Here is a 17,905-nt window from a genome sequence, read left to right as displayed (position 1 = left end):
TCAGGTTTGCTGGTTCTCAGGGGTACGGGAAGTTCTGTCGGTCAGACCTCTTTTTCCGGGGGTAAGGTGGGGCGGCCCATTATTAGGTCGGCCGCTTTCTCGGCGATCATCATGACCGGGGCATAAATATTGCCGTTCGTAATGTAAGGCATAACCGAGGCATCGACGACACGAAGATTCTCGACCCCGTGTACCCGAAGCCGGTCATCGACCACGGCCATTTCGTCAAGTCCCATTTTACAGGTACAACTCGGGTGGTAGGCACTTTCTCCTTCCTGGGCGACCCAGTCTAGAATCTCTTCCTCGGTAGTTACGGATTTGCCCGGGGATATTTCCTTGCCCTTGTATTTTTCCATCGCGGAGGTTTCTATCAGTCCCCGTGTCTTTCGCACCGCGGCGATCCAATCTTCCCGTTCCTGTTCGGTAGATAGGTAGTTGAACAGGATGGACGGAGCTTCGTAGGGGTCGGAGGATTTAATCTTTACATGTCCCCGCACGTCAGTGTTCATGGGCCCCACGTGGAGCTGAAAGCCATGTCCCTCGCTCGGGGCCGAGCCGTCGTATCGGATGGCCAAGGGCAAAAAGTGGTATTGTAGGTCGGGATAGGGCTTGTCTTCGCGGCTTTTGATAAACCCGCCAGCCTCAAAATGGTTGGTTGCTCCCGGACCCTTGCGACGGAAGAGCCAATCGAAGCCTATTTTAGGGGCGCGCCAAGGACTCAGGTTGGGGTATTCGCTGACCGGTTCCTTACAGGCCCATTGCATGTACACTTCCAAATGGTCCTGTAGGTTTTCGCCGACGCCCGGTAAATTGTGAACAACCGAAATCCCATGTTTTTTGAGTTCATCGGCATTACCGATTCCGGACAGTTGCAGCAGCTGTGGGGAATTTATGGCCCCCCCACATAATATGACCTCCTTGTTGACGCGCAGGGTATGTACCTTACTGCCTTTTTTGTATTCGACCCCGACCGCTTTTTTCCCATCGAAAAGCACCTTGTGGACCATGGCCTTGGTCAGTACGGTAAGGTTGTCCCTGTCTTTTACGGGATGAAGATAGGAGCGTGCCGCACTTTTGCGCCGGCTATTGTAAATCGTTTGGTCGAACTTTCCGAAGCCTTCCTGTTGGGCCCCGTTTACATCGTCGGTCAAGGGATAGCCCGCTTCCTGAACGGACTCAAAAAAGGCTTCGAAAAGGGGATTTTCATTTTTCGGCGTAGTCAACTTTAAAGGCCCTTCGTCACCGTGGTACTTGTCGGCACCTTTGAGACGGTTCTCCAATTTTTTGAAATAGGGCAGTACATGGGCGTAGTCCCAGTCTTCCAATCCCTTTTCCCGGCCCCATTTGTTGTAATCGCCTTTGTTACCACGAATCCAGATCATCCCGTTGATGGAACTGGACCCTCCCAGCACTTTTCCTCTGGGTTGGGCGATGCGGCGTTGGTTCATATAAGGCTCCGGATCGGAGGTGTAGCCCCAGTTATAGGTGGTTCCCGTCAATAGAAAGCTAAGGGCGGCGGGCATGTGGATCCTAAAATCGAGGATGTAGTCCGGTCGCCCCGCTTCGAGGACCAATACTTGGGTGTTTGGGTCTTCGCTCAATCGATTGGCCAAAACGGATCCCGCGGACCCGCCGCCCACGATTACATAGTCATAGCTCATAGCTGGTGTTTGTTTTGAATTAAAACAGCCTTAGTAGGGACTGTCGATTTTGTCCATCTCTACATAGACGGTCTTTAGTTGACTATAGGCATCCAGTGCAGCCAAACCGTTCTCCTTACCGATTCCCGACTGTTTATAAGGGCCAAAAGGAATTTCTACTGGGGTGACATTGTAGTTGTTGATCCAGCACATTCCGGCCTCTAATTGATTGATTACCCGGTGTGCCCGGGCCAAGTCGCGGGTAAATACCCCCGCTGCGAGCCCGTAGACCGTGTCATTGGCGCGTTGCACCACTTCTTCTTCACTTTCGAACGATAGCACGGTCATTACGGCACCGAAAATTTCGTCTTGGGCGATACTGGCGGAGTCGTCTTTCGCCTCAAATATGGCGGGGGTCACAAAATATCCGTCTTGGCATTCCGCTATGGCTTCACAGCGTTCACCGCCTAGGATCAAGCGGGCCTCCGCTCGGCCTTTCTCAATATAGCCGAGCACCTTATTCATATGTTCCTTACTGATCAAGGCGCCCACCTGGGTATCCATTTTCATCGGGTTTCCTAATTTGAGCTTTTCGGTTTTCGCGACCAATTTTTTAAGAAACTCCGATTTTATGGATTCCGCTACATAGACGCGGGTGCCATTGGAGCAGATTTCCCCCTGGGTATAAAAATTGGCCATCATTGCCCCGTTCACCGCCTCATCGATATCGGCGTCCTCAAATATGATCAAGGGCGATTTTCCGCCTAGCTCCAAGGTGACATGTTTCAGCGAAGTGGCGGCATCGGCCATTACTTTTTTCCCCGTGCCCACTTCGCCTGTTAGGGAGACCTTGCGGATGTCGGGATGGCCGGTCAGCATCTGCCCCACTTCCGCCTCGCCCTGCACCACGTTGAATACGCCATCGGGCAGGCCGGCCTCGGTAAATACCTCTGCCAGCAGAACCGCGGAACGGGGGGTGAGTTCGGCCGGCTTAAAGATCATGGCATTGCCACAGGCCAGGGCAGGGGCCGATTTCCAACAGGCGATCTGCACGGGATAGTTCCATGCCCCGATTCCGGCACAAATCCCCAAAGGCTCCCGCCTTGTGTAGGCAAAGCTTCCTCCCAGATCGTAATGTTCCCCGTGAAGGGATGCGGCTATCCCTCCAAAATACTCCAAGGCGTCGGCACCGGAATGCGCATCGACCGCGATGGCCTCTGAAAGGGGCTTCCCGGTATCTTCTACTTCGATTCGGGCAATTTCCTCGTTTTTAACGCGTAAAAGTTCCGCCGCTTTTCTAAGGATACGGCCCCGCTCCGTTGGAGCCATGGCCGACCAGATTTGAAATCCCGATTTTGCGGACTGTACGGCAGCCTCGACGTCATCACGGGAGGCGGATTGAACGGTATGCATCATTTTTCCGGTCGCGGGATTGATATTATCAAAGTGGTTGGATGAACTTGCCACTTGTCTTTTTCCCTCATAGTATAAATAAGAGTGTTCTTTTGTCATTGTTTATTCATTTTAAGGATGTTCCACGCCGCTTGTTTATACTTCTCCTGTTTTTTGTAATAGGCTTCGTTCTGTTCGTACAGCGAAAGATAATAATAGGCCCCTTCGACCAGGATATAAATGAGGTCCGCGGCCTCTGCCGAATCTTCTACATCTACTTCGCCGTTCTTCTTTGCATCCTCTATGGCTTGTACGAGTAGCGACCTCAGGTTCTCGTGTAGCTCCTTAAAGGCGGCCTTGATTTTTTCGTCCTTGAAGGCCAGCGTAAAACATCCGTAGAAAACCCCGTCTTCCACCACCTCGTTCCATTCCCTGGAAAACAGATTGTTTAGAACTTGTTCCAAATGGGAATCTCCAGTGTTTACATCATCCTTTATGGAGTATAAGCTCTTGTAGCGCTTCATTATAAAGTCGATGAGGCCATAAATGAGCTCGTTTTTCGAACCGAAATAATGGAGCACCAAACTGGTATTGACCCCCATTTCCTTGGCAACTTTGGCCAGGGAGGCATTTTCCAAGCCTTCTTTTTTCGCCACTTGATAAAAGGCCTCGACCGTTTCTTTTTGTCGGACTTCCTTAAGGCTTTTTCTTCCCATCGGTGAATAGATTCAATAAAAACGCTACAATGATACTACAATTAAATTTAAATTGATTGATTGTTCAATCAAAATATTTTCCTATTTTCGCCCCGTTCGGAGTTACGGCTATAGTCGGCGCGTATCCGACCGATCAATTTTTAAACCATAAGCCTTATCAACCATGAACAGTAAAATGGAAGCCCGTACCAGGATAAAGAGAAAATATTGCCAAGTTCTATTCAGTGCTGCAATACTATTGTTTTCGGTGACCCTCGGACTGGCCCAGGAAAAACAAGTTACGGGGACGGTCATCGATGCCGAAAGTGAACAGCCGTTGCCCGGGGCCAGCGTGGTCATACAGGGCACGGCGACCGGAGTGGTTTCCGACTTTGACGGTAATTTTGAAATCAAGGTACCATCGGAAGAATCGGTTTTGGAGATTTCTTATGTGGGCTATACCACCCAGGAAATCCTGGTCGGGAACAAGTCCGACCTAACCATACCTCTGGCCATCGAGGCAAGTACGCTAGACGAGGTCGTGGTCACTGCCTTGGGTATCAGAAAGGAGACCAAAGCCTTGGGGTACGCCGTGCAGGAGGTCGAAGGGAGTTCTCTCGAAAAAGCCAAGGAGCCCAACGTGGTCAATTCCCTGACGGGTAAAGTGGCGGGACTTACCATCAAGAATTCCACCGACCTTTTCCAAAATCCCGAAATAAACTTACGAGGCGCAAGTCCCTTGCTAGTGATAGATGGTATCCCGGACAGGACTACAGATATCTGGAAGGTGAATGCCGACGATATTGACAACATCAGCGTACTGAAAGGGGCTACGGCTTCTGCCCTTTACGGTTCTGTCGGGCGAAACGGGGCCATTATGATTACGACCAAAAAGGGTAAGGAAGGCAAACTGACCGTCTCCGTGAACAGTTCTACGATGTTCCAGCCCTCTTTCATCAGGGTGCCTGACGTTCAGACGCAGTACGGAAACGGGAACCAGGGCGTATATGCCTACATCGACGGAACCGGTTCGGGGAGCGAAGGCGGAGGTTGGATATGGGGTCCAAGCGTAGATCAGCCCGACCCATCGACCCCTAGCGGTTTTTTTGAGACCCCGCAATACAACAGTCCCGTTGATCCGGTGACGGGCGAGCGGGTACCCATCCCCTTTACTTCACGGGGCAAGAACAATATCCGGAACTTCTTTCGCACCGGAATGATACAGACCAATAACGTTAGCGTTGATTGGGGCAGTGAAAAAGCGAGCTTCCGAACTTCGCTCTCGAACGTCTATCAACTGGGTATCGTACCCAATACTGATCTTGGCAACACCTCCTTCACCTTGGGCGGTACCATGACCCCTTCCGACAAGTTGACGATCGGTACCAACCTGACCTATAACAAGCAGTACACCGACAATTTCCCGTCAGTAGGCTACGGTCCTACGAACTACCTTTATAATCTGGTACTTTGGACGGGGGTTGACGTCGACGTGAACGACCTTAAAAACTATTGGAGGGAAGGCCAGGAGGGCTTCCAGCAACGTCATTTCAACATATCGTATTACAACAATCCACAATTTCAGGCCCGGGAATACCTTCAAGGATACGATAAGGACAATGTTTTCGGAAACCTCAACTTTGAATACGAGCTGACACCGGAACTCAGTCTAAAGGGAAGATCGGGAGTCAATGTGTATAGCTTGCACAGAACCTATAAAGAACCGAAGAGTTATATCGGATACGGAGACAAATCGCGAGGAAACTTTACGATAGCTGATTACAATTATTTTGATATCACCACAGATATCGGGCTAAAATATGAAAAAGAGTTCAGCAGGGATTTCAGTGTCAGCGGGGAGGTGGCCTATTCCAACTATTTCAGGGAAACCACCGGCGGATCGACCGCGACCGACGGCCTGAACATCCCAGGTTTTTATAATCTCGACAATAACGCAGGATCGACCTTTATCGCCGAAAACCGGGAAGAAAAAGAAAGTATTCAGAGTGTTTACGGATTTGTGGACCTTGAATTTTACAATGCCTTTTATCTCAGTTTGACCGGAAGAAACGACAAGGTCTCCACCTTGCCGGCGGGCAACAATTCATTTTTCTATCCTTCCGTTTCAGGGTCGGTCGTGTTGTCCAGCCTCTTTGATACCCCCCAATGGTTGAGCTTTGCCAAATTAAGGGGCTCTTGGTCACGGGTCTCGGAAGGGAAAATTCGGACAAGCTCCGATGACGAAAACCCTTACCGATATATACAGGCCTATGACAAAGGAGCTACATGGGGAGGCGTGCCTTCCGCGGAGTTCGGCAGCAACCTCTTGTCGCCCGAGCTCGAGCCGGAAACTTCCGACACTTGGGAAATAGGGGCGAACGTACGCTTTTTTGGAAACAGGTTGGGGCTGGACGCCACCTATTATGAATCAGAGGACTATAATAACCTGATCTTTAGTCCGATTTCCGATGCGTCAGGCTATGAGAGTATCCTCTTGAACGGAGACATTTTCAAGCGAAAAGGTGTGGAATTCGTACTTAACGCCAAGCCGGTACAGACCGAGAATTTCAGTTGGGACCTGCTGGCAAACCTGAGTCGGTATAGAAGATATCAGGACGAGATTTATGGTGATAAGCAGCAGACCGAAGACCTGATCCAGGTGGGCGACCGCACCGATCGCATTTACGCCAATGTCTTTCAGACCAATGAAAACGGCGAGATCATTTTTGAAAACGGGTTCCCGGTAGATGACCCTTACAGGAGGTTTATCGGGTATGACGAACCGGATTGGACCTACGGGCTTTCTAACACCTTCAATTATAAAAACATTGCCTTGTCCTTTTTGTTCGACGGGCGGATCGGGGGCTTGATATACTCAAGCACCAATCAGAAAATGTGGTGGGGAGGCACCCATCGAGGAACGGTCAACCAATTTAGAACGGATGCCAACAATGGCGAAAGCACCTATGTGGGGCAGGGGGTCAAAGTGGTCGATGGTTCGGTGGAATACGACATCAACGGAAATATAACCAACGACACCCGCGTTTACGAATCGAACGATGAGGCCGTAAACTACATCAACTTTATGCAGACCACCAGCAACTATCACAACAATAATTACCACTATTATAAAGAAACTTTTATCAAACTAAGGGAGGTAACGCTGACCTACAATTTCAGTAACGAGCAGTTGGCCCAGACCCCTTTGGATGCATTGAGCGTCTCCCTTATCGGACGAAACCTATGGCTGGCCTCTGATCTGCCCCATGTCGATCCCGATACGGGCGTGGACAACTTACAGGCGCCTTCGACCAGAAACATGGGCCTCAATGTAAACCTGAAATTTTAAATAACAAACCATGAGACATTCCTTTATAAACACGTTTCTATGCTTATTGCTGCTCTTTGCCGTCGGCTGTACAAAAACGGAAGAGCTGCAAGATGATCCCAACCGAGCCACCCAAGTGCCGCCGAGCTTGATCCTGACCAATATTGAGGTCGAGGCCTTTACCAATGTCAGTCTATCAGCGGGCTTGGCCAGTCGATATTTGACCAATACCGATGGGGTCATTGCAGAACAATATTACAATTGGACGCAAGCTGGATTCGGCGGTTACGACAACCTCAAACAGGTCAGCAAAATGGTCCAGGAGGCGGAGCGCACCGAAGAGGAGGTCTATTCGATTTTGGCCAAGTTCTTCAACTCCTACTTTATTGTCGAGATTACCCAGGTTTTTGGCGACGTACCTTATAGTGAGGCCGTAAGTGTGGCCGAGGAAATCTATGCTCCGGCTTACGATCGGCAAGAGGATATCTTTGTCAAAGTACTGAACGACCTGAAGCAGGCCTCCGATGCCTTGGCTCAAAACGAAGGCACCATTTCAGGCGATATCGTATACGACGGTGATAAGCTAAAATGGCGCAAACTGATCAACTCGTATTACTTGAGGGTGCTCATGGGGCTGTCCAAAAAAACCGGGAATCCCCAACTGAACATTGCGGACCGGTTCAGCACGGTAGTGTCTAACCCTTCCCGGTACCCCTTGTTTGGATCGAACGATGACAATGGCGCCCTTGAATATTTCGATATACAGGATAATCGTTATCCCTATTATAATGATAACGCCATACAGACCGCCTATTACATGGAAAAAACCTTTGTAGACCGTTTAAAGTTGTTCGAAGATCCCCGCCTGTTTGTCTTTGCCGATCAAAAGCCGAACGCCGGCGATGCCGACGAAACGGATTTCGAGGCCTATGACGGACTATTGGGCAGCGCCCCCTTTGATGAAAATTCGGCCAAGGCCGTTGCCGGGGAGGCCTCTAGAATCAACCCGCGCTACTATAACGATCCCATAAACGAGCCCAGTCTGTTGATGGGCTACGCCGAACTGCAGTTTATACTGGCCGAGGCCGCCGCAAGGGGGTGGATCGGGGGCGAAACCGAAGAATATTACAATGAGGGTATCCGTGCATCCTTCGACTTTTTCAATGTTACGGGAGCAGAAGATTATCTGGCTGGTGCTGCCGTGCAGTTGGATGCTTCCAACGAAATCAAAAGTATCTTGCAGCAGAAGCATATCGCCCTGTTCATGAATACAGGATGGCAAATTTTCTACGAGCAGAGGCGAAGCGGATTCCCCGAGTTCGATGTCTCCGGAGGCGGGGTGCTGAACGGGGGGCGAATACCGAAACGATGGCTCTACCCCGAAAGCGAGACGACCAACAATCCCGCCAATCTGGAGGAGGCGATTTCACGACAGTTTCCCGAAGGGGATAATATAAACGCGGTAATGTGGCTTATCGAATAGACGCGAAAGTTCAGGCTCGGAAACTTTGAATAAATTACATTTGGAATCCATAAGAACATAGAATGCTTACGAACAAAGGAATTATCAGCTTTATTTGGATGTGCCTTCTTATCGGAACGATGGGATTCGCGCAGAAAGACACCAAAGTGCTTTTTGCTATCGTTGACGGGATTTCGGCCGACGTCATCGAAGAAATCGCTACCCCGAACCTCGATGCCATTGCAGAAAATGGCGGATATACCCGTGCCCTTGTAGGCGGTGAAAAGGATGGTTACTCCGAAACCCCGACCATCTCGGCCGTAGGCTACAACAGTTTGCTGACAGGCACATGGGCGAACAAGCACAACGTATGGGGCAATTCAATTAAGGATCCCAATTACGAGTATCGGACGATTTTTAGGTATGCGGACGAACACCGGCCGGAACTCAAAACGGCAATTTTCTCCACTTGGCTTGACAATCGCACCAAACTGGTCGGATCCGGACTCGACGCTACCGGAAACATTGAATTGGACTACCATTTCGACGGGTTTGAACTCGATACCATTGCATTTCCGCACGGTAACGACCGGGAGTATATCCATAAAATCGACGAGCATGTCACCTCCGGTGCCGTCCGCCACATAAAGGAAGAGGGCCCGGATATTTCATGGCTTTATTTGCAGTACACCGATGACATGGGGCATATCTACGGCGACAGCGACCAATTTCACGATGCAATTAAGACCATGGACGACCAAATAGGAAGAATATGGGGCGCCATGGAATTCCGGAGCGAAAACTTTGATGAAAACTGGGAATTGTGGATAACTACCGATCACGGCCGTAATCCCAAGGATGGAAGGGGACATGGCGGACAGAGCGATAGGGAACGAAGCACTTGGATTATCACCAATGCAAAAGACCTAAACGATTATTTCAAAAGTAATACCCCCCACGTCGTAGATATTCTGCCCTCTATGTTGCGTACGCTGGACATTCGTCCCAAGAAAGAACAGCTCTGGGAATTGGACGGGGCACCGCTGACCGGTGAGATATCGGTCGCCGAGGCCAAATCGACATTAAAAGGAAAGAAGATCAACTTGACGTGGAAGGCTTTCCTACCGAACGAGAAACTGGAAATCCGAATCGCCACGACCAACAAATTTGCCGTAGGAGGGCAAGACACCTATAAAAACATGGGTCAAGTGAAGGCAGGTGCGGAGAAGACGACCCTTGATGTTTCTGAGCTTCCGTCCGATTTTTACAAGATCGTTCTCATCGGCGAACACAATTCGGTCAATACATGGGTGATGGAGAATTGACATGGAGGAAGTGTGATTTTCTTAAAACGCCACCTATTTTATTCTATTTGGTGACAGGAGTGTTGCTTCTTTCCTGCAATCAGATCAAGGAGACCAATAACCCAGAAACTAGTCCACCGATATCGAGCCTTTCCGGAAGGGAATTGGCCAACGTTCATTGTGCCAGCTGCCATATATTCGTACCCCCCGACAGATTATCGAAAGAAATTTGGAAACTCGATGTACTGCCCGCCATGGGCAACCGGTTGGGCATATACAACGGCGAACACCAGCCCGATAGCATTTTCGGTTCTTTTCGGAATGCGGCGATAGTCAAAGAGGCTAACGTCTTTCCCGAAGAACCTTTGGTGGCCAGGGAAGACTGGGACAAGCTAGTCGCCTTTTACGTGCAGAATGCTCCGGAGATGGCCCCTTCCCCGAAACCGAACACGCCGATCAAAACAGGGCTGAAGCATTTTAAATATAACGAGGCATCCTATGCCAATAGCCCGCCGCTGACTGCTATGGTCAAGATTCTTTCCGGTCAAAAGGGACTGGTATTCGGCGATGGGAAACCCAACGGAAAAGGATTGACGTTTTTAAATCCCGACCTCGAAAAGGGAATCAACCTGCAGCTGGCGAACACGCCCATCCACTATCATCAAGATACCGAAGCAATTTATTTGACCACCATTGGAAAGGATGTCTACCCCAATGACCTCGCGGATGGGGCACTGCTTAAATTCAAGGGCGAGGGAATGGCAATTGACCGGGGAAGCGGGGAACGATTGATCGCGAACCTGCAGCGTCCCGTCGACATGGCCTATGGTGACCTGAACAATGACGGACTGCAGGATGTCGTCGCCTGCGAATACGGAGACCTGACCGGGAAACTGGTCTGGTACGAGAATATGGGCAACGGAAACTATACCTCCAAGGTCCTAAAGATCGGTCCCGGTGCAATCAAAGCGATAATCAACGATTACAATAAAGACGGGCAAAACGATATCTTCGTGCTGATGGCCCAGGGAGACGAGGGCATCCTTTATTTTGAAAATGTCGGAAACGGAAAGTTCGTTGAACGACGTTTATTGCGCTTCTCACCGCTCAATGGCAGCCAATACTTCGAACTGGCCGATTTCAATGGAGACGGTCTCGACGATATACTGTATGTCTGTGGGGACAATGCGGATAAAACTCCAATTTTAAAAGAGTACCATGGAATTTATATTTTCATCAATGCCGGGAACCTGAATTTCGAACCATCCTATTTTTACCATCAAAATGGGGCGTACAAGGCCCTTTCTCGGGACTATGACGGAGACGGCGACCTTGATATAGCGGCTATCTCTTTCTTCCCCGACTATGCCGATACTCCCGAAGAAAGCTTTGTGTACCTTGAGAACCGGGGAGGCCTTGAATTTGTGGCTTCGACGTTTGCTGAATCTACCAAAGGACGATGGGTCGTAATGGATGCCGGGGATATCGACGGTGACGGGGATATCGACCTTGCCCTGGGCTCGTCAGTACAATTTTTTGCAAAGGGAGATACCACAGGGCTCAGCAAGAAATGGTTGACCGAGAGCCCGTCGGTCATTCTACTTGAAAATACGCTCCAATAAAAGGGGAAGAGGCTTCAACTATCTTAACACTTTACATCCCAAATTCAACCTGTATTCAAGTTTTGGTCAAGATATGATGCAAAGCCTATAAAATACTGGTGGCTCGATATCATATAATTCAATTTATTTGTTGGGAATCGTTTATAGAACTACTTAATTCTTATAGAACCATGAACCGACCCAATTTTTATTTTCTCTTCGTTCTTATCACTGTTACCTGCCTTTCCTGCCAGCCCAATGATCAGGAAAAGGAATCCATGGCCGCATTGCCAGTTTATGACGATGTACCCTACCTACAGGATTACGCGATCAAATATAATGTCAATGAAGGCATCACATCCCTTTCTAAGGCTTTCATGGATAGAAACGAAGTGATTCAGGTGATGTCCGATAAAGGAGTGCTGCGTACCAAAAGCGGGCAATTTTTATATCCGGGCACCTTAGTTGAGGATAAAACATACCGTCCGCTTACCGATAAGAACGTGCGGGGCATGACCACCTACCAGAATCAGTTCGTCTATGTCGATGACAAGGCGGTCTTTAGCAATGCGTGGGCGGGCACACCGTATTTTGAACATGAGTTGCCCAAAGCGGATAGGGTAGTTTCGGGCGATGGCTTCGATTTTATGATCAGCGATGGCAGATCGTTGCAGTTTGTTTCAAAATCCAAAGCCGGTTGGAGCGGTGAATTGATGGACGATACCGTAAGGGATATGCTTTATGATGGCAATACCCAAAAATTTTGGATGTTAGGGGAAAGATCCTTGGCGAGTTTTGATACGACCACAAACCGTTTTGAAACCAAGGTAGTGGGGGAAGGGTTCACTTCGTTCGCCTTGAACGGGGAACAACTGGTCATCGGCTCCGATTCGGGATATATTGTAATGGACCCTGTATCGGGAAAGCAGGTTGGGGAAAGATATAACCAGCTGCCCGCCACCGAAATTACCTATATCACTGCTATCAATGGCCAGTTATGGTTCGGCTCGACCCAAGGGGCGTTCAAACTACGCGAAAACGGCAAGTTCGACTACTACTATGGCAAACGCTGGTTGCCCGGCAATAAGGTCCTGCATATTTCACAAGGTACCGACGGATCGGTATTGATACTCACCGATAAGGGCCTGGGCCGGATCGTATTCGAGAAAATGACCCTGTTCGACAAAGCCCAATATTTTGAAAAGCAAGTCCGTGACCGGCATATCCGTTACGGTTTCAATGCGACCTTGGTGGATTTCGAGAACGGCAATTTTGATATGGGAAGGCTCTCCGATTCCGACAATGATGGACTTTGGACGAGCATGTACCTGGCCGGGCAGGTCTTTCGTTATGCGGTAACCCAATCTGAGGAAGCCCTGCAAAACTGCAGGGAATCTATGGATGCCATGGAAAAATTGTTCAGCATCAATCCCGTTCCCGGGTTTCCGTCACGTTCGTTCGACCGCAGCGGCTATATCGATGTACTGCACGACCCCGATAGATGGCAAAACAGTTCCGATCCGGAATGGGACTGGAAGGCGACCACCAGTAGCGATGAGGCCATCGGGCATATGTTCGCCTACGGCGCCATGGCGGAACTGATGGACAATGATCTGAAAGACCGGGCGATTACCCTTATCGACACCCTGATGTCGCATATCGTACGAAACGACATGTACATGGTCGATTACGATGGCAAGCCTACTACTTGGGGCCGATGGAACCCCGAGTACGTCAACGCACGACCAAAAATGGTCGGGGATCGAAAGATAAACGCCTCGAACATCATCGGAATGTTACAGACCGCCTATCATTTTACCGGCAAGGAGAAGTACAAGGAAAAAACTTTCGATCTGATGGAAAATCACGGTTATCTCGAAAACCTGATGCGTCCGATGGACCAAGTGGGCATGGCCCCGGATGATGCCGATGACTGGAGTAAGATGTTGTCGGAATCGTGGAACCATTCCGACGATGAGATGTATTTTGTGGGCTATTGGGGATTGTACCGCTATGCCTTCAATGACAGCCTTCAAGCGAAATATAAGGAAGCCATTATCGACCACTGGGAAATTGAGCGTCCTGAAAAGGAGGGCTTATGGAATATCATGACCGCCCTGACCGAGACTCCTGATTTCGATTTGAACGAAGCTGCTTGGTATCTTCGCGAACATCCGATGGACCTTATTACCTGGGACATTAAAAACAGCCACCGGAAAGATCTCGAGTTTATCGCCCCGAATTTTCGGGAACAGACTACCCGGGAAGTATTGCCCCCTGACGAGCGGCGAATTCAGCGGCACAACGCCAATATGTTCCGGTTGGATAAACTGGGAAGTGACGGCACCCAGGAATACTCCGCCGGCGATATCTGGCTATTACCCTACTGGATGGGGCGCTATTTGGGGGTAATCAGCGAACCGGTCAAAGAACGGGAAGTGAATGGAGAATCATAGTTCTGAGCAGATTAGGATCCGGGACAACCGGCTCTTAATGGTTCCCCTAAAGCGAAAGCCTCGAACACATCATTGAAATTCCGGCCAATACTCCGCTATTTTCTTTCGTAAGAAATGGACACTGCGTTCAAGTTGGTCCATTCCCTCGACCCCGTCCTCGATACTGATCCAGCCATCGAATCCGACCCGTTCCAGTTCGGTAAAAATAGCATCGTAGTCATTGAGTCCCTTTCCTATTTCACCATGGCGAAGACGGCGGGCATATCCGATGCTTCCTTCCTCTTCTTGCCGTAGGTCTTCTACGGTGCCTTCGATGAGATAACGGTCGCTGGCGTGCATGGTAACCACCCTGTCGGAGACATGATAGAGTAATTCCAAGGGATCTTCCCCCGCTAGAAACGCATTGCTCGGATCGAAATTGACCCCGAAATTAGGGTGGTCGATTTGCTCGACCAAACGACAAAAGACATCCATTTTTTGCGCGAATTCCGGATATTCCCAAAAATCGTCCTTATAGTGGTTTTCCAAAATCAGGGTAATGCCCATAGCCCGTGCTTTGGGCAGACAGGCTTTGATACAGGCAGCCGCTAGGTCTATTCCTTCATCCGTAGAAAGCTGTGGGCGTCGTTGTCCGGACAGTACCCGGCAGTACGAGCCGCCCAAGCTGGCCGTCATCTCTATCCAACGAAGTTGTTTTTCGATTTCCTTTTGGCGAAAAGCTTTATCCGGATGCGTAAAATCGGGGGAACAACAGAGCATAGGAATACATTTTCCGCGAGTTTCTACCTCTTGGCGAAAGCCGGTCCATTTCGAAGGGTCCGCCATCTCCAAAAAACCTGCATACCATTCCAGGCCCTCGACCTCCAGGCCACAGGCCAAGTCGATCCACTCGGTCAATTTCATCGTTCCGTTTTTGCAGAGTTCCTGCATAAAAGCTTTGGGGAATACGGCCAGTTTTGGCATATTTTGTTGTTTTGGGATTTATTGTTTGTAGTTAGTCAAAGAAAAATGTTCAACCCCAGAAAGGTAAGTGGTTGTCAGAACCTTCATTAATCGACGTTGTAAACAATTCAAAGTTCAAGTCTGCCTGCGGTAGATTCAAGGATCAAAGTGCTTTTCGGGCTTTATAAAACCACTTTAAACTTCGAGACCAGACTGCGAAGCATTTTTTAGACCTTGAATTACTGGCTCGATTACTAAATATTCCATTTTCAAATTGTCTAATTTTAAAATCATCAAATTGAAAAGCTGCCTGCCGCCAACTGCTTACTCCCTTCCATGTGAACCTTCCCATTTTTTGGGAAGGTTCCGTCCGATAAGCGGAAATTGCTCCAGTTCGATTACCTGCGCGCTGACCGGTCCGCATTCGTCCGAAACCAGATAAACGGCTGCCGCGGCAATCTCCTCCGGCGAAAAAATACGTTGGGCGGGAGCAAAGATGTCCGGCAAGTCTTTGAACCAGTCCTCGCGCATTCCCTGGCGCTTTTTGTCCACCATTTCCCGTTCCGTCAGCACCCATCCGGGATTGATTTGGTTGACCCTTACCCTGTTTTCCCGGAATAGCGTGTCTCCCAGGTTGCGGGTCATCGTCATAAGCGCGCCCTTTGACATGCTATAGGCCAGCAGATCGGGTTCGCCGCACCAGGCATTGATGGAGCCAATGTTCAGCACGCAGCCCCGGGTTTCGGTCAGATGGGGCAAGGCGGCCCTGATCAAAGCCAAGGGGGCAACTGTATTGGTGGCCAAAACACGCTTTAGGAACGCATCGTCGGTTGTTTCGATGTTCGATGACGAGACCAAAGCGGCATTGTTTATCAAGACATCCAATTTTCCATATTTTTCAAGGGCGGTCCCAATCAATTGTACCGGCGCGTTTTCGGCCGTGACATCTACGGTATGGTGCAGCGCGTTTTCGGAGCCCAATTCTTCGACCAATAGCTGTCCTTTGGCATCTTCGAGTCCGTTGACAACGACCTTGGCCCCTTCCTCGACACAACGTTTGGCCATGGCACGGCCAATGCCGGTATAACCGCCGGTAATTAATATGGTCTTGTTATGTAATCGCATCTTTTTACTCAGGTTTTAGGATACTCTTGACCACTTTGCCCGAATGCATCCTCTCGAAGGCGTCCAGCCAATTTGACAACCCCCAAACGCCGCCGATTATAGGTTTGACATCTAATTGTCCCGAAGAGAGTAGAGACAATACCTTTTCCCATATCGGCCAGTTGTGGCTAAAGCTCCCTTGCAAGGTAATGTTTTTTTGTACCAAGGCATCCAACGAAAAACCCAGGGGCTGCGGACCCCAGCCTACCTTGGTGATATGGCCTTTGGGGCGCACCAACTGAAGGGCAGTTCTTAAGGCGGTACTGGCCCCGGTAGCATCGATGATACAGTCCGCCCCGAGTCCGTCCCGCCCCTCGCCCCACTCCGTCGCGTCGCCGATGATAGCTTCACAGCCATAGTGTCGGGCAATCTCAAGCCTTGCCTTATCGGTCTCCAGTCCAACGACGGCGACTTCGGCCCCGCACAACCTTGCCACGGCGGCGCAGAGGATTCCGATGGTGCCCGGTCCAAGTACGATGACCCTGTCCCCGGGAGCAATATTTGAGTTCATTGCTACGGCATTATAGGCCACCGAGCAAGGCTCGGTCAGACAGGCCTGCTCAAAGGGCAGATTTTCCGGCACTCGGTGCAAGCAGCGTGCGGGTACCCGGACAAATCGGGTCATGGCTCCATCGACCCCGTAGCCGAACCCCTTTCGGGAGGCGTCCAGATTATAGAATCCCTGCCTTGAAAGCGGACTGTCGGGGTCGATGACCGCTGCGGTTTCGCTGACTACGCGACTTCCTTCCTTCCATCCCTTTACCCTACTTCCCAACTCAACGACATGGCCCCCGAACTCGTGGCCTAGTACAACCGGATAGTTTACGGGCCAGCTATGGTCGGCGGTCCATTGGTGCAGATCGCTACCGCAGACCCCGACGTTGGCGACTTTCAACAGCACATCTTCTTCTCCGATAGAGGGTTTTGGGATTTCGCGGATTTCCACGCTTCCCGATTTCGGGGCAAAATTGACTACAGCTTCGGATTTCATATTTTAGAATCTATTTTTCCTAACTCTTATCTAATTCCTGTTTTCTGACTCTTAAACCCTATCATCTAACAAGACGTCCAGTTTGCTGATTATCAGCAAACTGTTTTTTTGTTAACTTATAAACCAATAAACTAGCCAACTGATAGAAAAAGTTTGCAATCACGGACCAGCGGCTCATATAAGCGGCTTTGTTCCTGCTTCCTTGGCGTTGTCCTATCACTTTAAACCTCCCCATAGGCATGAATCTTTTCGCAGATAAGACGTAAGGAAGTTTCCAGATCACCGTCGGCGGTCTTAAAGGCATCGGCATCTATGGTCAACGGAGCGCCTAATACCACCAAGGGCGCCCCATACTCGGGACACTTGACGGCCTGCTCCAAGGTCAGTCCGCCTACCGCCTGAACCGGAACGTTTACGGCAGTCACTACCTCCCGTAGCTCATCCAACGGACTTGGCATTCGTTGCCCGCTTGCGGCAATGCCCCTGCGCTCGTCGTAGCCGATATGGTGGATGACGTAATCACAGCCCAAGGCCTCGAGCCGTCGGGCACCGGCAATACGATCGTCGCAGCCCAGATTGTCGCCCATGACCTTAATTCCATAATCTTTTCCTGCCCGCACCACCATTTTGATGGTCTCTTCATGGGCCCGCGCCATGACGACCACGTGGGTCGCCCCCGCTTTGGCCATCATTTCCGCCTCGAGGTATCCCCCGTCCATAGTTTTCAGGTCGGCGACAATAGGCACTTCGGGAAAGGCCTCCCGTAATTTACGCACCCCGTGCAGGCCTTCTGCCAGAATCAGCGGCGTTCCCGCCTCCAGCCAATCGACTCCTGCTCGTACAGCCAAGGCAGCTGTTTCCAGCGCCTCGTCGATTTGGGTCAGGTCCAGCGAAATCTGAACGATGGGTTTCATGGTAGTTGTATATGTT

General features: G+C 50.1%; 12 protein-coding genes. 5 read left to right on the top strand and 7 right to left on the bottom strand.

Going from position 1 to position 17,905, the window contains the following annotated elements; translation table 11 throughout:
- Positions 1–41 precede the first annotated feature (41 nt).
- From betA to RQM65_RS09185, 3 genes are read right to left on the bottom strand one after another with little or no spacing between them, the layout of a single operon-like run.
- A complete protein-coding gene (gene betA, locus RQM65_RS09195; RefSeq protein ID WP_314014382.1) occupies positions 42–1,661 on the bottom strand; it encodes a choline dehydrogenase in 1,620 nt (539 codons plus the stop codon).
- Between the two features lie 30 nt (positions 1,662–1,691).
- Positions 1,692–3,152 (bottom strand): betaine-aldehyde dehydrogenase, encoded by a 1,461-nt coding sequence (gene betB, locus RQM65_RS09190; RefSeq protein WP_314014380.1) that lies wholly within the window; start codon positions 3,150–3,152, stop codon positions 1,692–1,694.
- Positions 3,149–3,748 carry a TetR family transcriptional regulator gene (locus RQM65_RS09185; RefSeq protein WP_314014378.1) on the bottom strand — a complete coding sequence of 200 codons (600 nt, stop codon included), beginning with the start codon at positions 3,746–3,748 and terminating at the stop codon, positions 3,149–3,151. Before RQM65_RS09185 ends, betB begins: the two co-directional genes overlap by 4 nt.
- A gap of 163 nt (positions 3,749–3,911) precedes the next feature.
- Between RQM65_RS09185 and RQM65_RS09180 the strand changes: the two genes are divergently transcribed.
- From RQM65_RS09180 to RQM65_RS09160, 5 genes are all read left to right on the top strand, one after another.
- Entirely contained in the window at positions 3,912–7,076 is a 3,165-nt protein-coding gene (locus tag RQM65_RS09180) for a SusC/RagA family TonB-linked outer membrane protein (protein WP_314014376.1), read from the top strand.
- 10 nt (positions 7,077–7,086) lie between these two features.
- The gene (locus RQM65_RS09175; RefSeq protein WP_314014374.1) at positions 7,087–8,538 is read left to right on the top strand and encodes a SusD/RagB family nutrient-binding outer membrane lipoprotein; all 1,452 of its coding nucleotides are present in this window, start codon (positions 7,087–7,089) and stop codon (positions 8,536–8,538) included.
- Positions 8,539–8,600: 62 nt separating this feature from the next.
- On the top strand, positions 8,601–9,842 hold the full coding sequence (locus RQM65_RS09170; RefSeq protein ID WP_314014373.1) for an alkaline phosphatase family protein: 1,242 nt from the start codon (positions 8,601–8,603) through the stop codon (positions 9,840–9,842).
- On the top strand, positions 9,824–11,443 hold the full coding sequence (locus RQM65_RS09165) for an FG-GAP repeat domain-containing protein (protein WP_314014371.1): 1,620 nt from the start codon (positions 9,824–9,826) through the stop codon (positions 11,441–11,443). The genes RQM65_RS09170 and RQM65_RS09165 overlap by 19 nt, the downstream gene beginning before the upstream one ends.
- A 170-nt stretch (positions 11,444–11,613) precedes the next feature.
- Complete coding sequence (locus RQM65_RS09160; RefSeq protein ID WP_314014370.1) at positions 11,614–13,878, top strand: ligand-binding sensor domain-containing protein; 2,265 nt, start codon at positions 11,614–11,616, stop codon at positions 13,876–13,878.
- Between the two features lie 69 nt (positions 13,879–13,947).
- Here RQM65_RS09160 and RQM65_RS09155 read toward each other — a convergent pair whose 3' ends face one another.
- From RQM65_RS09155 to RQM65_RS09140, 4 genes are all read right to left on the bottom strand, one after another.
- Positions 13,948–14,841 (bottom strand): sugar phosphate isomerase/epimerase family protein, encoded by an 894-nt coding sequence (locus RQM65_RS09155; RefSeq protein WP_314014368.1) that lies wholly within the window; start codon positions 14,839–14,841, stop codon positions 13,948–13,950.
- Positions 14,842–15,144: 303 nt separating this feature from the next.
- Positions 15,145–15,945, bottom strand: a complete 801-nt coding sequence (locus RQM65_RS09150) for an SDR family NAD(P)-dependent oxidoreductase (protein WP_314014366.1) — start codon at positions 15,943–15,945, stop codon at positions 15,145–15,147.
- A gap of 4 nt (positions 15,946–15,949) precedes the next feature.
- A complete protein-coding gene (locus RQM65_RS09145; protein WP_314014364.1) occupies positions 15,950–16,975 on the bottom strand; it encodes a zinc-binding dehydrogenase in 1,026 nt (341 codons plus the stop codon).
- Between the two features lie 221 nt (positions 16,976–17,196).
- Positions 17,197–17,889 carry an orotidine 5'-phosphate decarboxylase / HUMPS family protein gene (locus RQM65_RS09140; RefSeq protein WP_314014362.1) on the bottom strand — a complete coding sequence of 231 codons (693 nt, stop codon included), beginning with the start codon at positions 17,887–17,889 and terminating at the stop codon, positions 17,197–17,199.
- Positions 17,890–17,905 lie beyond the last annotated feature (16 nt).

The sequence above is a fragment of the Pricia mediterranea genome (genome assembly GCF_032248455.1).
Lineage (GTDB): Bacteria > Bacteroidota > Bacteroidia > Flavobacteriales > Flavobacteriaceae > Pricia > Pricia mediterranea.
This window is presented reverse-complemented; position numbering and strand designations above follow the sequence as displayed.